Source organism: Bacillus tianshenii (genome assembly GCA_020524525.2).
Classification (GTDB): Bacteria; Bacillota; Bacilli; order Bacillales; family Bacillaceae_N; genus Bacillus_AV.
Map to the genome: position 1 here is coordinate 2,186,261 of CP129018.1, position 17,125 is coordinate 2,203,385.

The 17,125-nt window shown below is 39.0% G+C and carries 13 protein-coding genes and 6 tRNA genes; 2 read left to right on the forward strand and 17 right to left on the reverse strand.

What is annotated here, in order from left to right; all coding sequences use genetic code 11:
• Positions 1-52 precede the first annotated feature (52 nt).
• From minD to LC040_11135, 16 genes are all read right to left on the reverse strand, one after another.
• Positions 53-862, reverse strand: a complete 810-nt coding sequence (gene minD, locus LC040_11060) for a septum site-determining protein MinD (GenBank protein ID WLR49843.1) — start codon at positions 860-862, stop codon at positions 53-55.
• 495 nt (positions 863-1,357) lie between these two features.
• Positions 1,358-2,017 carry a phosphate signaling complex protein PhoU gene (gene phoU / locus LC040_11065; GenBank protein WLR49844.1) on the reverse strand — a complete coding sequence of 220 codons (660 nt, stop codon included), beginning with the start codon at positions 2,015-2,017 and terminating at the stop codon, positions 1,358-1,360.
• Between the two features lie 19 nt (positions 2,018-2,036).
• On the reverse strand, positions 2,037-2,843 hold the full coding sequence (gene pstB, locus LC040_11070; protein ID WLR49845.1) for a phosphate ABC transporter ATP-binding protein PstB: 807 nt from the start codon (positions 2,841-2,843) through the stop codon (positions 2,037-2,039).
• A 37-nt stretch (positions 2,844-2,880) separates the two neighbouring features.
• Positions 2,881-3,759, reverse strand: coding sequence for a phosphate ABC transporter permease PstA (gene pstA / locus LC040_11075; GenBank protein WLR49846.1), 879 nt, complete (start codon positions 3,757-3,759; stop codon positions 2,881-2,883).
• A 2-nt stretch (positions 3,760-3,761) separates the two neighbouring features.
• Entirely contained in the window at positions 3,762-4,724 is a 963-nt protein-coding gene (gene pstC, locus LC040_11080; protein ID WLR49847.1) for a phosphate ABC transporter permease subunit PstC, read from the reverse strand.
• Between the two features lie 72 nt (positions 4,725-4,796).
• Positions 4,797-5,768: a PstS family phosphate ABC transporter substrate-binding protein gene (locus tag LC040_11085; protein ID WLR49848.1), complete on the reverse strand. Its 972-nt coding sequence runs from the start codon at positions 5,766-5,768 to the stop codon at positions 4,797-4,799.
• A gap of 258 nt (positions 5,769-6,026) precedes the next feature.
• Positions 6,027-8,132 carry a penicillin-binding protein 2 gene (locus LC040_11090; protein WLR49849.1) on the reverse strand — a complete coding sequence of 702 codons (2,106 nt, stop codon included), beginning with the start codon at positions 8,130-8,132 and terminating at the stop codon, positions 6,027-6,029.
• A gap of 78 nt (positions 8,133-8,210) precedes the next feature.
• Positions 8,211-9,506, reverse strand: a complete 1,296-nt coding sequence (locus LC040_11095; GenBank protein WLR49850.1) for an MFS transporter — start codon at positions 9,504-9,506, stop codon at positions 8,211-8,213.
• A gap of 134 nt (positions 9,507-9,640) precedes the next feature.
• Entirely contained in the window at positions 9,641-10,252 is a 612-nt protein-coding gene (locus LC040_11100) for a superoxide dismutase (protein ID WLR49851.1), read from the reverse strand.
• 506 nt (positions 10,253-10,758) lie between these two features.
• Positions 10,759-10,835 (reverse strand) — tRNA-Met (locus tag LC040_11105).
• 202 nt (positions 10,836-11,037) lie between these two features.
• Positions 11,038-11,130: transfer RNA gene (locus LC040_11110), tRNA-Ser, on the reverse strand.
• A gap of 10 nt (positions 11,131-11,140) precedes the next feature.
• Positions 11,141-11,217, reverse strand: a tRNA-Ile gene (locus LC040_11115).
• 4 nt (positions 11,218-11,221) lie between these two features.
• Positions 11,222-11,297, reverse strand: a tRNA-His gene (locus tag LC040_11120).
• A gap of 25 nt (positions 11,298-11,322) precedes the next feature.
• Positions 11,323-11,399, reverse strand: a tRNA-Met gene (locus tag LC040_11125).
• A gap of 3 nt (positions 11,400-11,402) precedes the next feature.
• A tRNA-Asn gene (locus LC040_11130) sits at positions 11,403-11,477 on the reverse strand.
• 199 nt (positions 11,478-11,676) lie between these two features.
• The gene (locus LC040_11135) at positions 11,677-13,317 is read right to left on the reverse strand and encodes a Na/Pi cotransporter family protein (GenBank protein ID WLR49852.1); all 1,641 of its coding nucleotides are present in this window, start codon (positions 13,315-13,317) and stop codon (positions 11,677-11,679) included.
• A gap of 234 nt (positions 13,318-13,551) precedes the next feature.
• Between LC040_11135 and LC040_11140 the strand changes: the two genes are divergently transcribed.
• A complete protein-coding gene (locus tag LC040_11140) occupies positions 13,552-14,322 on the forward strand; it encodes a DUF1189 domain-containing protein (protein ID WLR49853.1) in 771 nt (256 codons plus the stop codon).
• A 326-nt stretch (positions 14,323-14,648) separates the two neighbouring features.
• Here the strand turns inward: LC040_11140 and LC040_11145 are convergent, their stop codons facing one another.
• Positions 14,649-16,460 carry a methyl-accepting chemotaxis protein gene (locus LC040_11145; GenBank protein WLR49854.1) on the reverse strand — a complete coding sequence of 604 codons (1,812 nt, stop codon included), beginning with the start codon at positions 16,458-16,460 and terminating at the stop codon, positions 14,649-14,651.
• A gap of 213 nt (positions 16,461-16,673) precedes the next feature.
• On the opposite strand from LC040_11145, the gene LC040_11150 reads away from it, so the two are divergent.
• Positions 16,674-17,000, forward strand: coding sequence for a LisM domain containing protein (locus LC040_11150; GenBank protein WLR49855.1), 327 nt, complete (start codon positions 16,674-16,676; stop codon positions 16,998-17,000).
• Positions 17,001-17,125 lie beyond the last annotated feature (125 nt).

Here is a 17,125-nt window from a genome sequence, read left to right on the forward strand (position 1 = left end):
CATACAAAGCACCCAACCAAAAACTGGTATGGGTGCTTCTTATATAGGTGGCTTATAACGAAGAAATCTTCAGGTGCTTCATCACCTTCTTAATAACCGGCACGTGAAAGCTCTGCTTTCCAGTCTGCTTTCGTGATACAAATAAATGAAGCTTGTCCGTTAAGAGATTCCGTGCAATATGTCGGAAACGAAGCCCGTTTTCTTGACGTGTATCAAGAGCAATCGGCACTTGGTGGTGAATAGATTTCATAATTTCTGCATCCTCTGGAATTACCTCAAGCAATTCAATGTTAAGTAATGAAATAATATCTTCGACTGTAAACTGTGTCTCTTTCTCACAATAGCGATTTATGATCAAAAGCGGTGATGTTTCAAGCTGTTCGTCAAGCATACCAACAATGCGGTCAGCATCTTGAAGGGCAGTCTTTTCAGGTGTTGTCACAACGATCGCTTCCTCTGCAGCAGTAACCGCATTCTGAAAGCCTTGCTCAATGCCTCCCGGTGAATCAATTAATAGATAGTCATAGCCATCCTCAAGCTCACTTATGAGACGCTTTAGCGCATCAGGAGCAATTTCCGTATTCGAATATTCTTTAAAACCAGGGATAAAATGCAAATTTGACAGCCGCTTGTCTTTAACCAAAATGTTATCAAGTGTACAATCCCCATTAAAATAATCTCCAATATCAAAGATAACCCGTTCCTTTAAACCAAGCAGCAAATCAAGGTTACATAATCCGAAGTCAGCATCTATCAAACAAACCTTCTTGTCCATTAATGCAAGCGAGGTCCCTAAATTTGCTGTGATTGTCGTCTTGCCGACACCACCCTTACCGGAAGTGATTGTGATAATACGCGCCATCTTCCTTTTCCCTCCTGTCGAAACTCATTTCCTAATCCTTCACTCCAACAAATATGCCAAATGACCTATACTAAAGACATAATTACACCATTTTTCATACAAATACCTCTGTATATCGACATTTTTTTAAGATTCGAAGATAAATCCATTCTAATACTACTATAATAGTACTATTTAGACCTTAAAAGAATCTTAAAATTCTACAAATTTTTTATTTTTTTTAAGGATAATTGCAATTATTTGCTAGTGGAGTTGGCAAAACGATTTGAAATGAAATAGAGTAATTGAGATGATAGCCGTATTGCGCAGAATATTGTTAAAAAAATTAATGTCACCAGAACAACATTAATGAATCAGTATTTTGAATTTTAACGGTATTGATTGACAATGACTTATGTTAAATATTTCCCCTTTAAAAAAAGATTAAACACCTTCTTCTATAGAGCCAAAACAAAAACGCTGCTTCCTTACCTTTAAAGGAAACAGCGTTTTACCCTATTCATTCAAATCATAGCGGATGCCCTTTACAAGATAGAAGACTTCTTCGGCAATGTTAGTTGTATGGTCAGCAATGCGCTCAATATAGCGGCCAATGAAGGCAAGCTGCGTAATCTGTACGATCTCATCTGGAAAACGAGTTGACATCGGCATCAATTCTGGAACCATTTCTGCATATAAGCGATCCACATCATCATCTGTTTCAGCTACTTTCTTTGCAAGAACAACATCTTCTTCCACATATGCTTGAATCGCAGAAGAAAGCATTTCTTTGACCATTTTTCTCATTTTCGGAAGCTGTTCCATTTCAATGCGATGCTCGCGATTGCCCATCCGAATCACAGACTTAGCAATATTCACGGACAAGTCTGCAATTCGCTCTACATCTGCAGATATTTTTAAAGCAGCAATAATGCGACGTAAATCAATTGCAACGGGTGATTGACGTGCAATTAATATAATTGCTAAATCATTAATCTCTTCTTCCAAATCATCTGCTTTCTGATCTTCTTCAATCACTCGAAGCGCCATATCCACATCTTCATGCTCAAGAGCATAGAAAGCTTTATCCAATGAAACTTCAGCAAGCGTTCCTAATTCTAAAAGCATTTCTTTCATCGTTTTTAGCTTTAAGTCAAACTGTTCCCGTACACTCATTTCATAGCACTCCTAACGTTTACCCGAAACGTCCAGTAATATAATCTTCTGTACGCTTATCAGAAGGGTTCGAGAATAAGCGGTCTGTCTGGTCGAATTCGATAATTTCACCGTTTAAGAAGAACGCTGTCTTATCAGAAATACGAGCAGCTTGTTGCATATTATGTGTAACAATAACGATACTGAAATCTTTCTTCAGCTCTTGGACAAGTTCTTCGACTTTTAATGTTGAAATTGGGTCAAGTGCAGACGTTGGTTCATCCATTAGAATAACATCTGGCTCAATTGCAAGGCAGCGTGCGATACAAATACGTTGCTGTTGCCCCCCTGATAAGCCATATGCATTTTCGTTCAAACGGTCTTTTACTTCATCCCAAATAGCGGCACCACGAAGACTCTTCTCAACAATTCGGTCAAGCGTCTTCTTATCTTTGATGCCATGGATACGCGGACCATAAGCGATATTATCATAGATTGATTTTGGGAATGGATTTGGCTTTTGGAACACCATACCTACTTGAGTACGAAGCTCTTCAACCGGGTATGATTTATTAAAAATGTTGCGATCACGGTAATTGATTTCACCTGAAGTACGTACGATTGGTACCATTTCAACCATGCGATTTAATGTTTTAAGGAATGTTGACTTCCCACAACCAGATGGCCCGATAATCGCTGTTACTTGCTTTTCAGGAATTGCAATATCATTGTTAATAAGCGCGTGGTCATCACCATACCATAAGTTTAACCCTTTTACATTGAAAACCGTTTCTGCTGATGCTGGATTTGTTTTTGTTTTATTTTCCATTGCTTTTGCAACTTTCATCAGTTGAATCCTCCTTCATCTAAATAACCCTTCAAGATTAGTAACGCTTTTGAAATTTATTTCGAATAAACACAGCAATTGAGTTCATGATAATAAGCATTAATAACAGGACGATAATTCCGGCTGCTGCCACAAAGTGGAATTCTTCTTGCGGGCGACTCGTCCAGTTAAAGATTTGAATCGGCATAACTGTAAACCCACTTAAATAGTTTTCAGGCAAGTACGCAACGAATGTTAACGCACCAATCATAACGAGTGGAGCTGTTTCTCCAATCGCACGAGATAAAGCAAGAATCGCACCTGTTAAAATACCAGGAATGGCTGCTGGTAACACGACGCGACGAATTGTTTGCCACTTTGTCGCACCCATTCCAAACGATGCTTCACGAAGTTCTTTCGGTACAGAACGAATCGCTTCTTGTGCTGCTACAACGATAACAGGCAAGATTAAGAGACTCATTGTCAGCCCACCGGCAAGAATGCTTCGGCCAAGACCAAATGTACGAACGAAAATGGTTAAACCAAGAAGACCGAATACAATTGATGGTACACCTGCAAGGTTTTGAATGTTTGTTTGAATGAATGTCGTAAAACGATTTTTCTTTGCGTATTCTTCCAAGTAAAGCGCTGTTCCGACACCTAAGATAAGGGAAACTGGCGCAACAACTGACATCATCCACAAGCTTCCGTAGATCGCTGCTTTAATACCAGCCTCTTCAGCATGTCGAGAGGCGAAATTTTGAAAGAATGATAAATCAACATAACCTAATCCTTGAGTCAATACACGATACAATAACGTTGCTAATACAACCAAACCAAATGAAGTAGCTGTGATAAAGATATATTTGTAAAGGCCGTTCTTTTTTAGACGCTTTGACGTATTCTTTCTGACAAGTGATTGATCAACTAGTTTCATAATTAATATTCCTCCCTAAAGCGACGAGAAATCCATTGTGCAAATAAGTTCATCACTAGGGTGAATACGAACAATGTCATACCTACTGCATAGATACTATAATAAATTGTTGTTCCGTACCCTGCGTCACCTAGACTTACTTGAACAATATAGGCTGTCAACGTTTGGATGGAATCTGTTACATCCAATGTCACTTTCGGACTTGCTCCACCTGCAACGGTAACAATCATCGTTTCACCGATTGCACGAGAAATACCAAGTACGAAAGAAGCGATAATTCCTGATAAGGCAGCTGGCAATACAACCTTAAGTGCCACTTCTAAGCGTGTTGCACCTAAACCTAGTGCACCTTCACGCATTGCATTCGGCACAGAGCTCATGGCATCTTCTGAAAGCGAAGCAACCATAGGGATAATCATAACCCCAACGACAATTCCAGGGCTCAATGCGTTATAGATGGATAGTTCAGGAATAATACTTTTAAGAAGAGGTGTTACAAATGTCAAAGCAAAGTAGCCATATACAATAGTCGGCACACCTGCAAGTACTTCCAAAATTGGTTTAATCACACGACGTGTTCGGTCAGTCGCATACTCACTCAAGAAAATGGCTGAACCAAGACCAATGGGAATTGCCACAATCATAGCAATAACTGCAATTAATAGTGTTCCGTTAATAAGCGGCATAATACCGTAGTCCGGATTTTCGCCAAAGAACGGATACCATTCTGTACTCGTTAAGAACTCTACCATTGAGACACGGTCAAAGAATGTAAAAGTTTCAAACAATAGGGTAAATACAATACCCACTGTTGTAAGAACCGAAATACTCGCACATACAAATAAGAAAATCGGAACAAGCTTCTCAATTATTCCATGCATCGAACGTTTTGATTTTTTCTCTTTAATGATCTCGTTGACAGAGATATCCTCGGCAAAATCTTGTTTTTGCTTCGGTATTGCCATTATGAAAACCCCTTTCATTTACATGGCGAAGTGAGAAGTGAAGCTCACTTCCCACTTCAAACATTCATCTAATTACTTTCCAGCTGCTTCTTTCACTTTATCAAGCTGCTCTTGATATTTTTCATCTGGAAGTGCTACATAACCAACTTCCTCTGCTAGAGGACCTGCATTTTCAAGTGTATATTTTACATAGTCATACACATGCTCTTTTTCTTTAAGAGACTTCGTATTTACATATGTGAACAATGGACGAGAAAGTGGAGCATATTCACCGCTTTGAATTGTGTCACCATCAGGTTTTACTGCACCTTCACCGTTATCGATGCCTACAACGTTAAGCTTATCTTTGTTTTCAAGGAAATAAGCATAACCGAAGAATCCGATTGCTCCTTCTTCACCAGCGATACCGTTAACAAGTACGTTATCATCTTCTGAAAGCTGAGCGTCACGACGCATAGGCTCATCTTCAAGGATTACTTCATTCCAGTAGTCATACGTACCAGAGTCTGTACCAGGGCTGAAGAATTTAATTTCTTTGTCAGGCCATTCTGAACGGATATCAGACCATTTCTTGATTTCACTGCCTTCTTTCCACATCTTCTTAAGCTCTTCAACTGTTAAGTCAGTTGCCCAGTCATTTTCACTGTTTACTACTACTGAAAGACCATCATAAGCAAGTGTTAATTCTAAATATTCAACGCCATTTTCTTCGGCAAGTTTTTTCTCTTCATCTTTAATTGGGCGAGATGCGTTACTTAAGTCAGTTTCGCCAACTACGAAACGCTTGAAGCCGCCACCAGAACCAGATACTGCAACAGGTGCTTTAACTTTCGGCTGTTGTCCTGCATATTCTTCTGAAATAGCTTCCATAATCGGGAATACTGTTGATGAACCATCAATTGCTACTTCACCTTCAAGTTCGCCGCCACCGTTATTTCCTTCACCTTCAGCTGGCGCGCTATTTCCGCCGCCTCCGCATGCTGCTGCTACAACCATCACTGCAGCTAGTAAAAGCATTAGCATTGCTTTCTTCATGTGCTTCATTCCTTATTCCCCCTAATTTTTTTAAAAGATTGAGTTAGGCTTGTACATGTAACCTAACCTTTTGGGTTTGTGAAGCTTTTGGCCTGTTGCCCCGCTCCGATTAGTATATTACGCCTGTACTTTTAAAGACGTTTTAATCGAGTGTTAAGGTTTTGTAAACCTCGCATATTTCTACATACATCGGGAAAAATCTTTATTTTCAGAGAAAAAAAGAAAGTACCTGCCAATTTTGACAGGTACTTTCTTCATATGTTTCCTCTATTCAGTTGGTTGCTGTCCTTCAGCTGGCTCAGCCTTTTCTCCCTGTTCATCACCTTGCATTCGTTTCTTTTTCAAGTCATAATACGTTTCCATAATACGCTCACCAATATATTTATTAACAGCATAGTCATCATGTGTCCATGGCACAACTACTGCAAAGGATACTTCTGGGTTGTCATAAGGGGCATAACCGACAAGTGTTAAATTGTACGTCTGCTCAACTGGATCCCCAGGCTTGCGTTTTGGTCCATAATAGAAGGTTTGCGCTGTACCAGTCTTACCAGCAGGTTTATATTCAGCATCACCAAATGGACTATATGCTGTACCATTTGGTTCCTGCATAACTTGGCGTAACCCTTCTTTGACACGATTTATATGTTCATCACTCATACTGATTCGATTTAAAATATTTTTCTCATATTGATAAAGCACTTTACCTGGTTCATCTTTGTTAATCGCCGGTTCACGAATTTCTTTTAATAAATGAGGCTGAATGCGATAGCCGCCATTTGCAATTGTGGAAATGTACTGAGCAAGCTGAATCGGTGTATACGTATCAAACTGCCCAATCGCCAAGTCCATTAAGTTACCAATGCGGCGTGCTTCACCTGTAATTCCACCCGCTTCAAACGGTAGGTCAATGCCTGTTTTTACGCCAAGACCAAATTGACTGAACGAATTTCGCATCGCTTCAAATGCCTCTGGATTATTAAACGGTGCACTTTGATTTGGTTGGTAATTATATCCACCCATCATCATGGCAATCCTGAACATGTAAACATTCGATGATTGCTTCAAAGCTGTTAAATCATTAATCCAGCCCATGTTTTTCCACGATGACTTTTCAGACGTATTCTTAATGCGAATTGGTGTATCAAACAGCCGCTCTCCAGGCTCAATGACCCCTTGATCAAATGCAGTCAATACAGTCGCACCTTTGACGGCAGAGCCCATTTCGTAAGCTGATGTCACTGTACCAAGTGCATAATCATAAAACTCATACTTTCCTTCATCATTTTTTGTATACTTTTTACCTGCAAGCGATAAAACTTCTCCTGTATGCGGGTCCATCATTACTACAAATGCAGAGTCTAAGAAACGATTATAATGAGGATATTTCTGCTTCGCCTTTAACAGCTCTTCCTTAATAATTTTCTCAACCTCTTGCTGGAGCTCAATATCAAGCGTAAGTATTAAATCCTTTCCACGTTGACCATTTGCGACCACATTTGTTTTATCTAACTTACCAGAAGCGTCTATTACATTAATAATCTTTTCTTTTTGACCACGTAACGCATCCTCATATTGAAGCTCCAAGAAGCTCCGTCCAACTCGGTCGTTACGGCTATAGCCACGTGATAAGTAATATTCCAACGATTCAGCCGGTAGCCCTTGTTCAGATGACGACACATTGCCTAAGAAGGATTTAAACGTATCACCGTAGGCATACTTTCTATCCCAATCTGTCGTTGTATTGACACCTGGCAGTTCTTCAAGGTGCTCACTTACCACTGCATATTCTTCTTTCGGAACATTTTTCTTTACATATTGTGGTGTTAAATCATAGCCTTGATTCATCTCACGAAAAATGGCTAACACTTCAAGCTCTTCCTTAGAAAAGCTTTCTAGTTCTTCTTTTGGAATTCGCTCTAATTGCAGCTTATACAACTCTTTATCTTCGAGGTCCTCAATCTCTTTTTCAGATAATAATGCTTTCGCTTCATCTGGATGTGTTAGCATCCAATAATCTTTCTTATCTCGTTCTGTGACATGTTCTGGTGACTTCTCTATATACGCAGCAAGCTTGCGAGCAACCTTTAACGTATCCTCAACTGAAGTACCTTTCATACGGGTGTACGTAATTGTATTTAACGGTTCGTTATCAACAATCACTTGATTATTTCGGTCGTACATTTTCCCACGTGGAACTGGGGTATTAACAATGACATTTTCCGTTCGTTCAATTTCGTTCTTATATGTTTCTCCTTCGACAATCTGTACGACACCAAGCCGCAAGATAATACTTGAAAAAATCATAAATACGATAAAGAACAATATATTTAAACGAAACGGAATGTGAGATTTATTCTTTTTTTTCTTCACAAATCCTCTCCCTCTCCAATTAAAAAACAATCATTTTCTCTCTATATTATATAATGGATTTACATAGAACGAAAAGGGTCAGACTGTAGACCCTCCTTCTCCGTCCGCAAGCTCCGGCTTAACAACTGAGGCATTCCTTGTCGGCTCACGTTCTTCTTTTGGTTTAAAATAAATATTACGCACAAACAGTGAAATTACTAAGTGCCCTGCACCAATAACGGAAAGAAGTATTGGAATACTTGTTTGTTCATTAAAGAAGGTAACTGCAAATAGAAAGGAAACAATGGACGTAACTCGCCCGAAGTTTAAGTATAATTCACGAACGACAATATATTCAATCCTCATTTCTGCTGCACGCCAAGCCCTGCCTATTACATCATATGTAAGCGACAAATATGGCACAAGCAATAAAGGATACGCGATAGCAATAATAACCGCATAAACCATCAAACGTGGAAATGTCGGTGTGAAAATAATTAAGAAAATCCCAGCGTATAGAAGAAGACCACCTATTAAAATCGACCGCTTCCGATGGCGCGGTTTAATGAAACGCGTTGCTAAAAAGTACATGACAAACGCTACAGCTGAATTTAGCAACCCAAATGTTCCTAAAGCAAGCTCACTATTCGTTGACACGAAGACCCAAACAGAAATAACAAAAATAAATGTTCCTTCCCGTAAACCTTGAAAGTAATGTGCCCATAAAATGTTATTCCAGTTGCTGTTATTTTTGCGTTCTGCCATAATCCTTCGAAATGAAAAATTTCCTTTTGCCGGACGCCTTTTTAAAAAGAAACTTAAAAAGACAGCTCCAACAAATAAACCTAACGAAATGCTAAAAATAACTGTATACCCAGTGAACTTTTCCAAGCTAGAAATGATAAAGCCTGCCAGAAAAGGACCAATCATACCTGCAAATGATGTTAACAAGCCTAAAAAACCGTTAAAGAAATCACGTGTATCAGGTTCTGTTATTTCAAATGTAAGCACATTAAACGCAAGCCAGTAAAAACCATAGCCAATTCCAAGCAATCCACCTAACAGTAATAAAAAGCTTGAGGCATGCTCCCCAACAATTAACACAGTTAAATAAAAAATAGATAAAAAAATAACACCCATTCTCAGTACAATAACACGGTCTATTCGCTTTGCCCACCGCCCTGCTAAAATAAATGTTAGCGGCTGCATAATAACGATCGCTAAGTTATAAAGCGCAATATCACTGTACTGCCCCGATTGCTTCCACAAATACACATTTACAAAGGTATTTGATAGTGCAATGCTGAGCGCGTATAATCCACCAACAATAAGCAGTAAAATTAAATCTTTACTGACATCAATTTTCCCAGTAAAAAAACGCAATGCTTTGTTCATAGCCGACTCCCCTTTAAATGCTATTTCTAGTCTTCCGAAACAGTCATCTTTTATGCAAAAAAGGGGAGAAAGCACCAAATAAAAAAGACCGAAGACAAGTAAATCTTGTCTCCGGTCTTTTCTAAATTACTTAATTATTTTGCAGCGCTATAACGGTTTGCAACTTCGTCCCATTTTACAACGCTCCAGAATGCGTTGATATAGTCAGGACGACGGTTTTGGTAGTTAAGATAGTATGCATGCTCCCAAACGTCAAGGCCTAGGATTGGCGTTTTACCATCCATTAGAGGTGTATCTTGGTTTGGTGTGCTTGTGATTTCAAGCTCGTTGTTTTTGTTTACAACTAACCAAGCCCAGCCAGAACCGAAGCGGCCTGCTGCTGCAGCAGCAAATTCTTCTTTGAACTTGTCAAAGCTGCCAAATGTTTTGTTAATGTCCTCAGCTAGTTCACCTGTTGGCTCACCGCCGCCATTCGGGCAAAGAATTGTCCAGAATAGGCTGTGGTTTGCATGACCGCCACCGTTGTTACGTACTGCTGTTTGAATGTCATCAGGTACTTCGTTTAAGTTCGCCATTAAATCTTCAATGCTTTTGCTTTGAAGGTCGTTGTGACCTTCAAGTGCAGCGTTTAATTTTGTTACATACGTGTTGTGGTGTTTCGTATGGTGGATTTCCATTGTTGTTGCATCAATGTGAGGTTCAAGTGCGTTGTACTCGTAAGGTAATTTTGGAAGTTCAAATGCCATAAGTGAAACTCCTCCTTGTATTTTTAAGTATGTAATAGAAGTAAGAACCTTTTCGCAAGTTACTAAACAAAAATGTTTCAAAAGTTCTTACATTCATTACTTTAGCAGATGTGTCGTACTAGTTCAATTCTTTTGCTCATCATTTCCAAACCTTTGTTAGTATATGAAAAGTGACCAGCATTATACACTCGTATCCTTTTTCTAGTCCACTATAAAATGTACCCGATAATAAGAACTCCCAAACCATTAAAACGCAAAAAAACTGTCCTATTTATTGGACAGTTTGATATGAATGATTAAAATTTTAGTTGTTTACTTTCTTTTACTAACAATGGAAGTATTCCAACGTAGTAAGTAAAAGTATTTTGGTTGCACGATTGCACTACTCTTTTTTACTAACTTTGAAGTTGATTCGACGTAGTAAGTAAAAGTATTTTGGTTGTACGATTGCACTACTCTTTTTCATTAGCTAAGAAGTGATTTCGACGTAGTTAATGAAATTAATTTGGTTGCGGGGGCAGGATTTGAACCTACGACCTTCGGGTTATGAGCCCGACGAGCTACCAGACTGCTCCACCCCGCGACGGTTAAAAATATAGATTATTGAGTTCACTGAGCTTTACATGAGAACCATCCCGATTTCAGGTTGATTATTCAAGCTGTGGCTCAATCGGTATGCTGAAGTGATTGCTCCGATGCTTATTCGGACGTGCTCCACCCCGCGACGATAAGGAATTAAATTTTTTAAGTTCACTGAGCCTTACGATCCATCTTAAAAAATATTATGGCGGAGGAAGAGGGATTCGAACCCCCGCGGGCCGTAAAGCCCCTGTCGGTTTTCAAGACCGATCCCTTCAGCCGGACTTGGGTATTCCTCCGCAGTGTGTATGGTGGACCCTGCAGGACTCGAACCTGCGACCGGACGGTTATGAGCCGTCAGCTCTAACCAGCTGAGCTAAGGGTCCTTAATGGGGCGACTGATGGGAATCGAACCCACGAGTGCCGGAGCCACAATCCGGTGCGTTAACCACTTCGCCACAGTCGCCATTAAGCTTTTATAAAGTTATGTATGGTAGCGGCGGAGGGAATCGAACCCACGACCTCACGGGTATGAACCGTACGCTCTAGCCAGCTGAGCTACGCCGCCATATGGCTCCACAGGTAGGATTCGAACCTACGACCGATCGGTTAACAGCCGATAGCTCTACCACTGAGCTACTGTGGAATATTTTTTAAAAGACAAAATTGAATATATCATGTAAGAGAAAGGTTGTCAACCTCATCACTTTCTCTTAACGACGCAAGAAATACTATAACATAAAAAATAAATTTGTGCAATAATTTATTTTCCCAAAAAAGGATTCCAAATATATATATTCTTATTAAATTGGGCAGCGAGTTCCCCCGCTGCCCAACTAATTTACTTATGATTGTATTTCTTCCTCGCCAATAACCGCTTCAGCAATATTTACTGCATGGTCTCCGACACGCTCTAAGTTACTAATAATGTCAACAAAGATAATGCCAGCAGAACCTGAACAATTTCCTTGATTTACACGCAGGATGTGCTGCTTTCGAAGATTGCGTTCCATCTTGTCAATCTGGTCTTCTTTCTGAACAACTGCACGTGCATCCTCTTTATCAAGATTATGCAACGCTTGAATAGCCTGACGCAGTGTCGAAACAGTTAACTCAAACATTCCTTCAAGGTCTTTCATTGCATGCTCTGTCATTTTTACTTTATTTGAAAGCTGATAGTCAACAAGCTCAATTACATTCTCAAAATGGTCCCCAATACGCTCAATATCACGGACAGTATCCATTAGCATTGAATGCTTCTCAGACTCAGCATCTGATAGCTCACTTGCGGATAGTTCAATTAAGTAATCTGTTATTTTTCGATCCAAGTTATTTATGGCATCTTCATATTGCATCGCCATATCCGCATGCTTTTGCTGCTTATTTTGCATATAAAGGTGCGCTTCTTCCAGCCCTTTTACCGCAAATTCACTCATACGAAGCACTTCTTCTTTTGCTTGTCCAAGCGCAAGTGAAGGTGACTGCTGGATAAAGATCGGGTCTAAGTGCTGTGCTTTATACTCAACAAAGCTGTCTTCACCAGGAATGAGCTTCGTCACGATTAATGCAAGCAGTCCGATGAACGGAAGTTGAATCAAAGTATTTGTTAAGTTAAAGGTTCCATGAGCAAACGCGATTGTCATCGGTTCATTCAAGTTCATGGTACCTTGCAGCCATGTTATAAACGTCGTATATAACGGTAGAATAATCAAGAAAATGGTTGTTCCAATTACATTGAAAATAACGTGTGTTAATGCTGTACGACGAGCTGCAACAGTAGCACCAATAGATGCAAGGATAGCGGTAATTGTCGTACCAATGTTATCTCCAAATAATACTGGCAGTGCAGCATTCAAATCAATTGCACCTTGGCCAAACAACTCCTGCAAAATTCCGATTGTAGCACTTGAGCTTTGGACAATAACTGTAAATGCTGTCCCAATTACAACCCCAAGAATCGGGTTATCACTCATGCTAACCGTTAAATCTTGAAATGCTTGCAGGGAACGTAACGGCTTCATACCAGAGCCCATTAACTCTAACCCATAGAAAAGTGCCCCAAAACCAAACATTATCTGTCCCATATAATGAATTTTTTTGTTTTTAAAGAAGAATAACAGGATTGCACCTGCAGCAATTATCGGTAATGCATAGGCCCCTACATCAATCCCGATAATAAATGCTGTAACAGTTGTCCCGATATTTGCACCCATTACAACCCCAATTGCTTGACGCAATGTCATAAAGCCTGCATTAACTAACCCCACAGTTAATACGGTTGTACCTGAACTTGATTGAATCAAAATCGTTACAACTGCCCCAGCAATAACCCCCATAACTGGATTTGTTGTAAACTTGTCCAAAATATCTCGAAGCTTATCTCCTGCTGACTTTTGAAGGCCATCTCCCATATACTTTATCCCGAATAGGAAGATACCAAGACCTCCTAAGAATTCAAATATCATCTTTTGGACATCTAAATCCACAATATTCAACCCCTCATCTAAAAAATTTCGACATTCTTCATCAATAACCTTCACCATTATTAATTATACGTAATCCTTTTGTAAACCATTACACGCGTAAATTTACACAGAATTTACATTCGTTTTACGTTTCGTTTATAAAAAGGTCTATTAATTGAATATTCGCTATTTGTTTCAGTCGACATTATTAGATAAAATGTTCGATAGATATCATAAAAGGAAGTGCTCGTATACATGAATGTGTTCAAACAATTTTTCCAATGCTTTTATGCTTTAAGGAAAACAGCTGTCTATCGTTTTCAATCAATTGGCAAAACGATTCTGTACGTCTTTACGATGATGCTTATTATTTCGTTACCGACTGCTATTATGATCTACCTTGATGTTGACGACCTTTTCGAAAATGCAGCTAGTCAATTTAATGAAAATATGCCTGAATTTGAACTAAAAAACGGTCAACTGACTTCTGTAACGGACGAACCTGTTACGTGGACAAACAACGGCTATATCTACTACTTTGATCCAACGGGCGAAATCACAACCGAGCAAGTGACCAAACATGAAAATGCAGTCGGATTTCTTCAATCAGAACTTGTCTTAAAAAGAAGTCAACAACAGCAAACCTTACCATATGAGGGGCTATTTCTTCCTGAAAATCTAACTAAAGAAAAAGCGATTGATTTAATTAAAAAGCTTGAACAATGGCTACTGATTATTGGTCCGCTTTTCTTTCTCATCATGTATCTTTTCGCAACTGCATTAAAATTTATCGGCATCTCGGCTTTAGCTTTGGCTGGTCTTCTATTTAAAAATGCAATGAAGCGCAGGGTTAACTACAGCCAATTATGGAGGTTGTCTGCCTATGCAGCCACGATTCCAACAACAATCTTTGCTTTACTTGATGCCTTCCAAATAACAGTGCCAGGTGCCTTTCTTCTCTATTGGTTAGTTGCATTCCTATGTATCATTACCATCCTAAAAGGGGTTCCGAAACCCAAAAGTTGAACGCAGAGTTAACCATCACTAAAAACCACTCCGTACATGATCACTTTTTCATGTAAAGAGTGGTTTTTTGTTGACTTTTTTCCGAAATATTGTAATAATTAATTTACAAAACATTAACATTATTTACAACCATTTAATTTTATTTGTTAAATTTTCCTTGAGCTGTTCTAACGCCATAGACATACATATATATTATATTCTTAACTTTAAGGAGGGGCTAACAATGTTTATCGTTGAATATATTGCTTGGTGTGCTCTTATTTATGCAGGTTCCCTTGGAATTGGTTTAGCTACCCTTAAAACGAAATAAATTAAGATGCGAGCACTTAGCTCGCATCTTTTTGTTTGGCAATTTGAAATTCTTTCGTTAACTTAGCTAACGATTCGGACAGCTCCATTAGCTTCTTTCCAATTTGATGACTATCATTCATCTGACGCATCTGATCTTCTGATACGACCTGCATTTGCTCAGCGCTTGCTAATGTTTCCTGCGAAACTGACGCAAAGCTTTGGACTGATTGTTCAATTGTTGGTAACATCTGTTGCAATGATTGTAATTCCTGTTCAATGACTTGCATATCTCCGTTCATGACGTTAATTTCTTTCATTAAGTTATCAAATGAATGCTTTGATGTGACCGCAACATCTAAATGCTCAGAAATATTACTGCGCATTCCGTCAAATTGGTTTGCTGCTGTAAGTGAAATTTGCTCCATACTTTGAATGGAATGTGATATTTCTGTCGTAGCGTCTGATGATTGTTCTGCAAGCTTTCGTACTTCCTGCGCAACTACGGAGAATCCTTTACCAGCTTCACCTGCACGCGCCGCCTCAATGGCTGCATTTAACGAAAGAAGCTTCGTTTGTTCTGCAATATTGTTAATCAAATCAATGACATTTGCAATGGATAAAGAATGCTTTTTGACGTCATCGATTGTTTTTGCCATTGAAGTAAACTCTTTTTCAAACTCATCCATCGCATCAATCATATCTGTCATCCGACCTTCTCCCTCTTCAGCAGAGACGTTCATTTGTGATGCGCTTCTGAAAAGATTGTGCATATTCGTTAAAACGTGCTCAATCTGATGTTTCATTTCTCCAAACGTATGAATGTTTTCTTCAGAACGGGAGGCCGTTTGTTCAGCACCATGCTTCACAACATGGATTGCATCCATAAGCTGGTTATTATATGACTGCGCTGTATCAGAAGCGTGCCGCAGGTCATGGCCAGTCGATTCAAGTTGTGTTGTCGTCTGATTTACACGTGAAATCATTAATGACATTTGCTTCATCATTAAGTTAAAACTTTTTATTAGTGATGTAATTTCAGGGGTTGTAGTTGTAATATCAATATGCTGATTTAAATCCCCATTCCGTACTTTCCGCATCACATTTCGCAATTCAGTTAATGGCTTTGTTATACTTCGCACAATCATTCCAATCATTAAACTTGCAATAACGACACTAATACCTACTGCAAGTAGATTAAAACGCCCTAGCTGATAAATCGTCCCCATATAACTTTCGGTTGGAACAGCTAATAAATAGATCCCTCGTAATTCCTGGATAGTCTTAAATGCAAGTGTATAATCTTTATGATTTACCTCAGCATGGATGATACCATCTTCCATTTCATCTATGACTTTTAACACCTCTTGTGAAAAGGTCACCTTTGACGAGGCACTAATCGGAAACGGCTTTGCTTGTCCTCTTTCTACTAGAAAAAAGTCGGCTTCAAGACCGTCCTGAATTAACTGAGATGATTGCGTCTGAATAACTCTACGGTTCAAACGATTTTCAAATTTTTCCATATCCCCTGCATATGCCAACATCAAATTTCCAGCAATTTCACTCGTTGTGTCTACTTCACGTTCCAAACGACTTTCGATAATTTTCATGGTCGTTTCTTTTGACTTCGAATAAGATACATAACCGGTAGTGCTTAAAGACGCAACCAGTAATGTAATAAATAAGATAAACAAGCGTTGCTGCAAGCTAACTTTCATAAGAACTGTATCCTGAATCCACTTCATAAAACGACTTTCGCGTTTCTTCGGTGACCGTTTCTTTTTACTATTAAAGGAGCTTTTTGTCTGTTTATTTGTGAGCTCAAACCGCTTCCCATTCCCTATTTTCACACTAACACCCCTTTACCATATTCAAGTCAGAGTATGACAAACTTTTGTTAAAGAAGTGTAAAGAGGCGATAAACATTTTATTAAGAAGATACAGGAAATGAGAGAAATCTATTCCAAATGTCATCTTTCTACATGAAAAAAATATGTCCAATTTCGTTATTTTTCAAATGGACAAGCATAACTTGTAGTAAGAAATATTAAGGAGAGATGACAATGAAGAAGGTTCTACTTAGCTTACTAGCGACATTCATTTTATACGCAGCTTATTCAGACTTAACAACAGGTTCTCTTCGGGATACAACACCGGTTTATGCGAAAAAACAAGAGCAAAGGATTTCAGCACCATATGTCGAGCATAAAGTTCAGCCCGGAGACACATTGCTATCAATTACACAAACACTGCACGGTGGGAAAACTCCTGTTTTAATCGATCAACTTATCAAGGATTTTAAAAAATACAATAAAAACACAGAACCTATAAACATTCAAACGGATAAAGTCTATCGCTTTCCAACCTATTCGCTCGAGAAGAAACAATAACATACACCATCTAAAGCATTTTATGTTAGGATGGAGAAGACGTTAAGTTTTCCCTTCTAAAAGGACATCACACCCTTTATAATGAAGAAAGAAAACGAACAACAATGATCAAGCAAATTTGATCA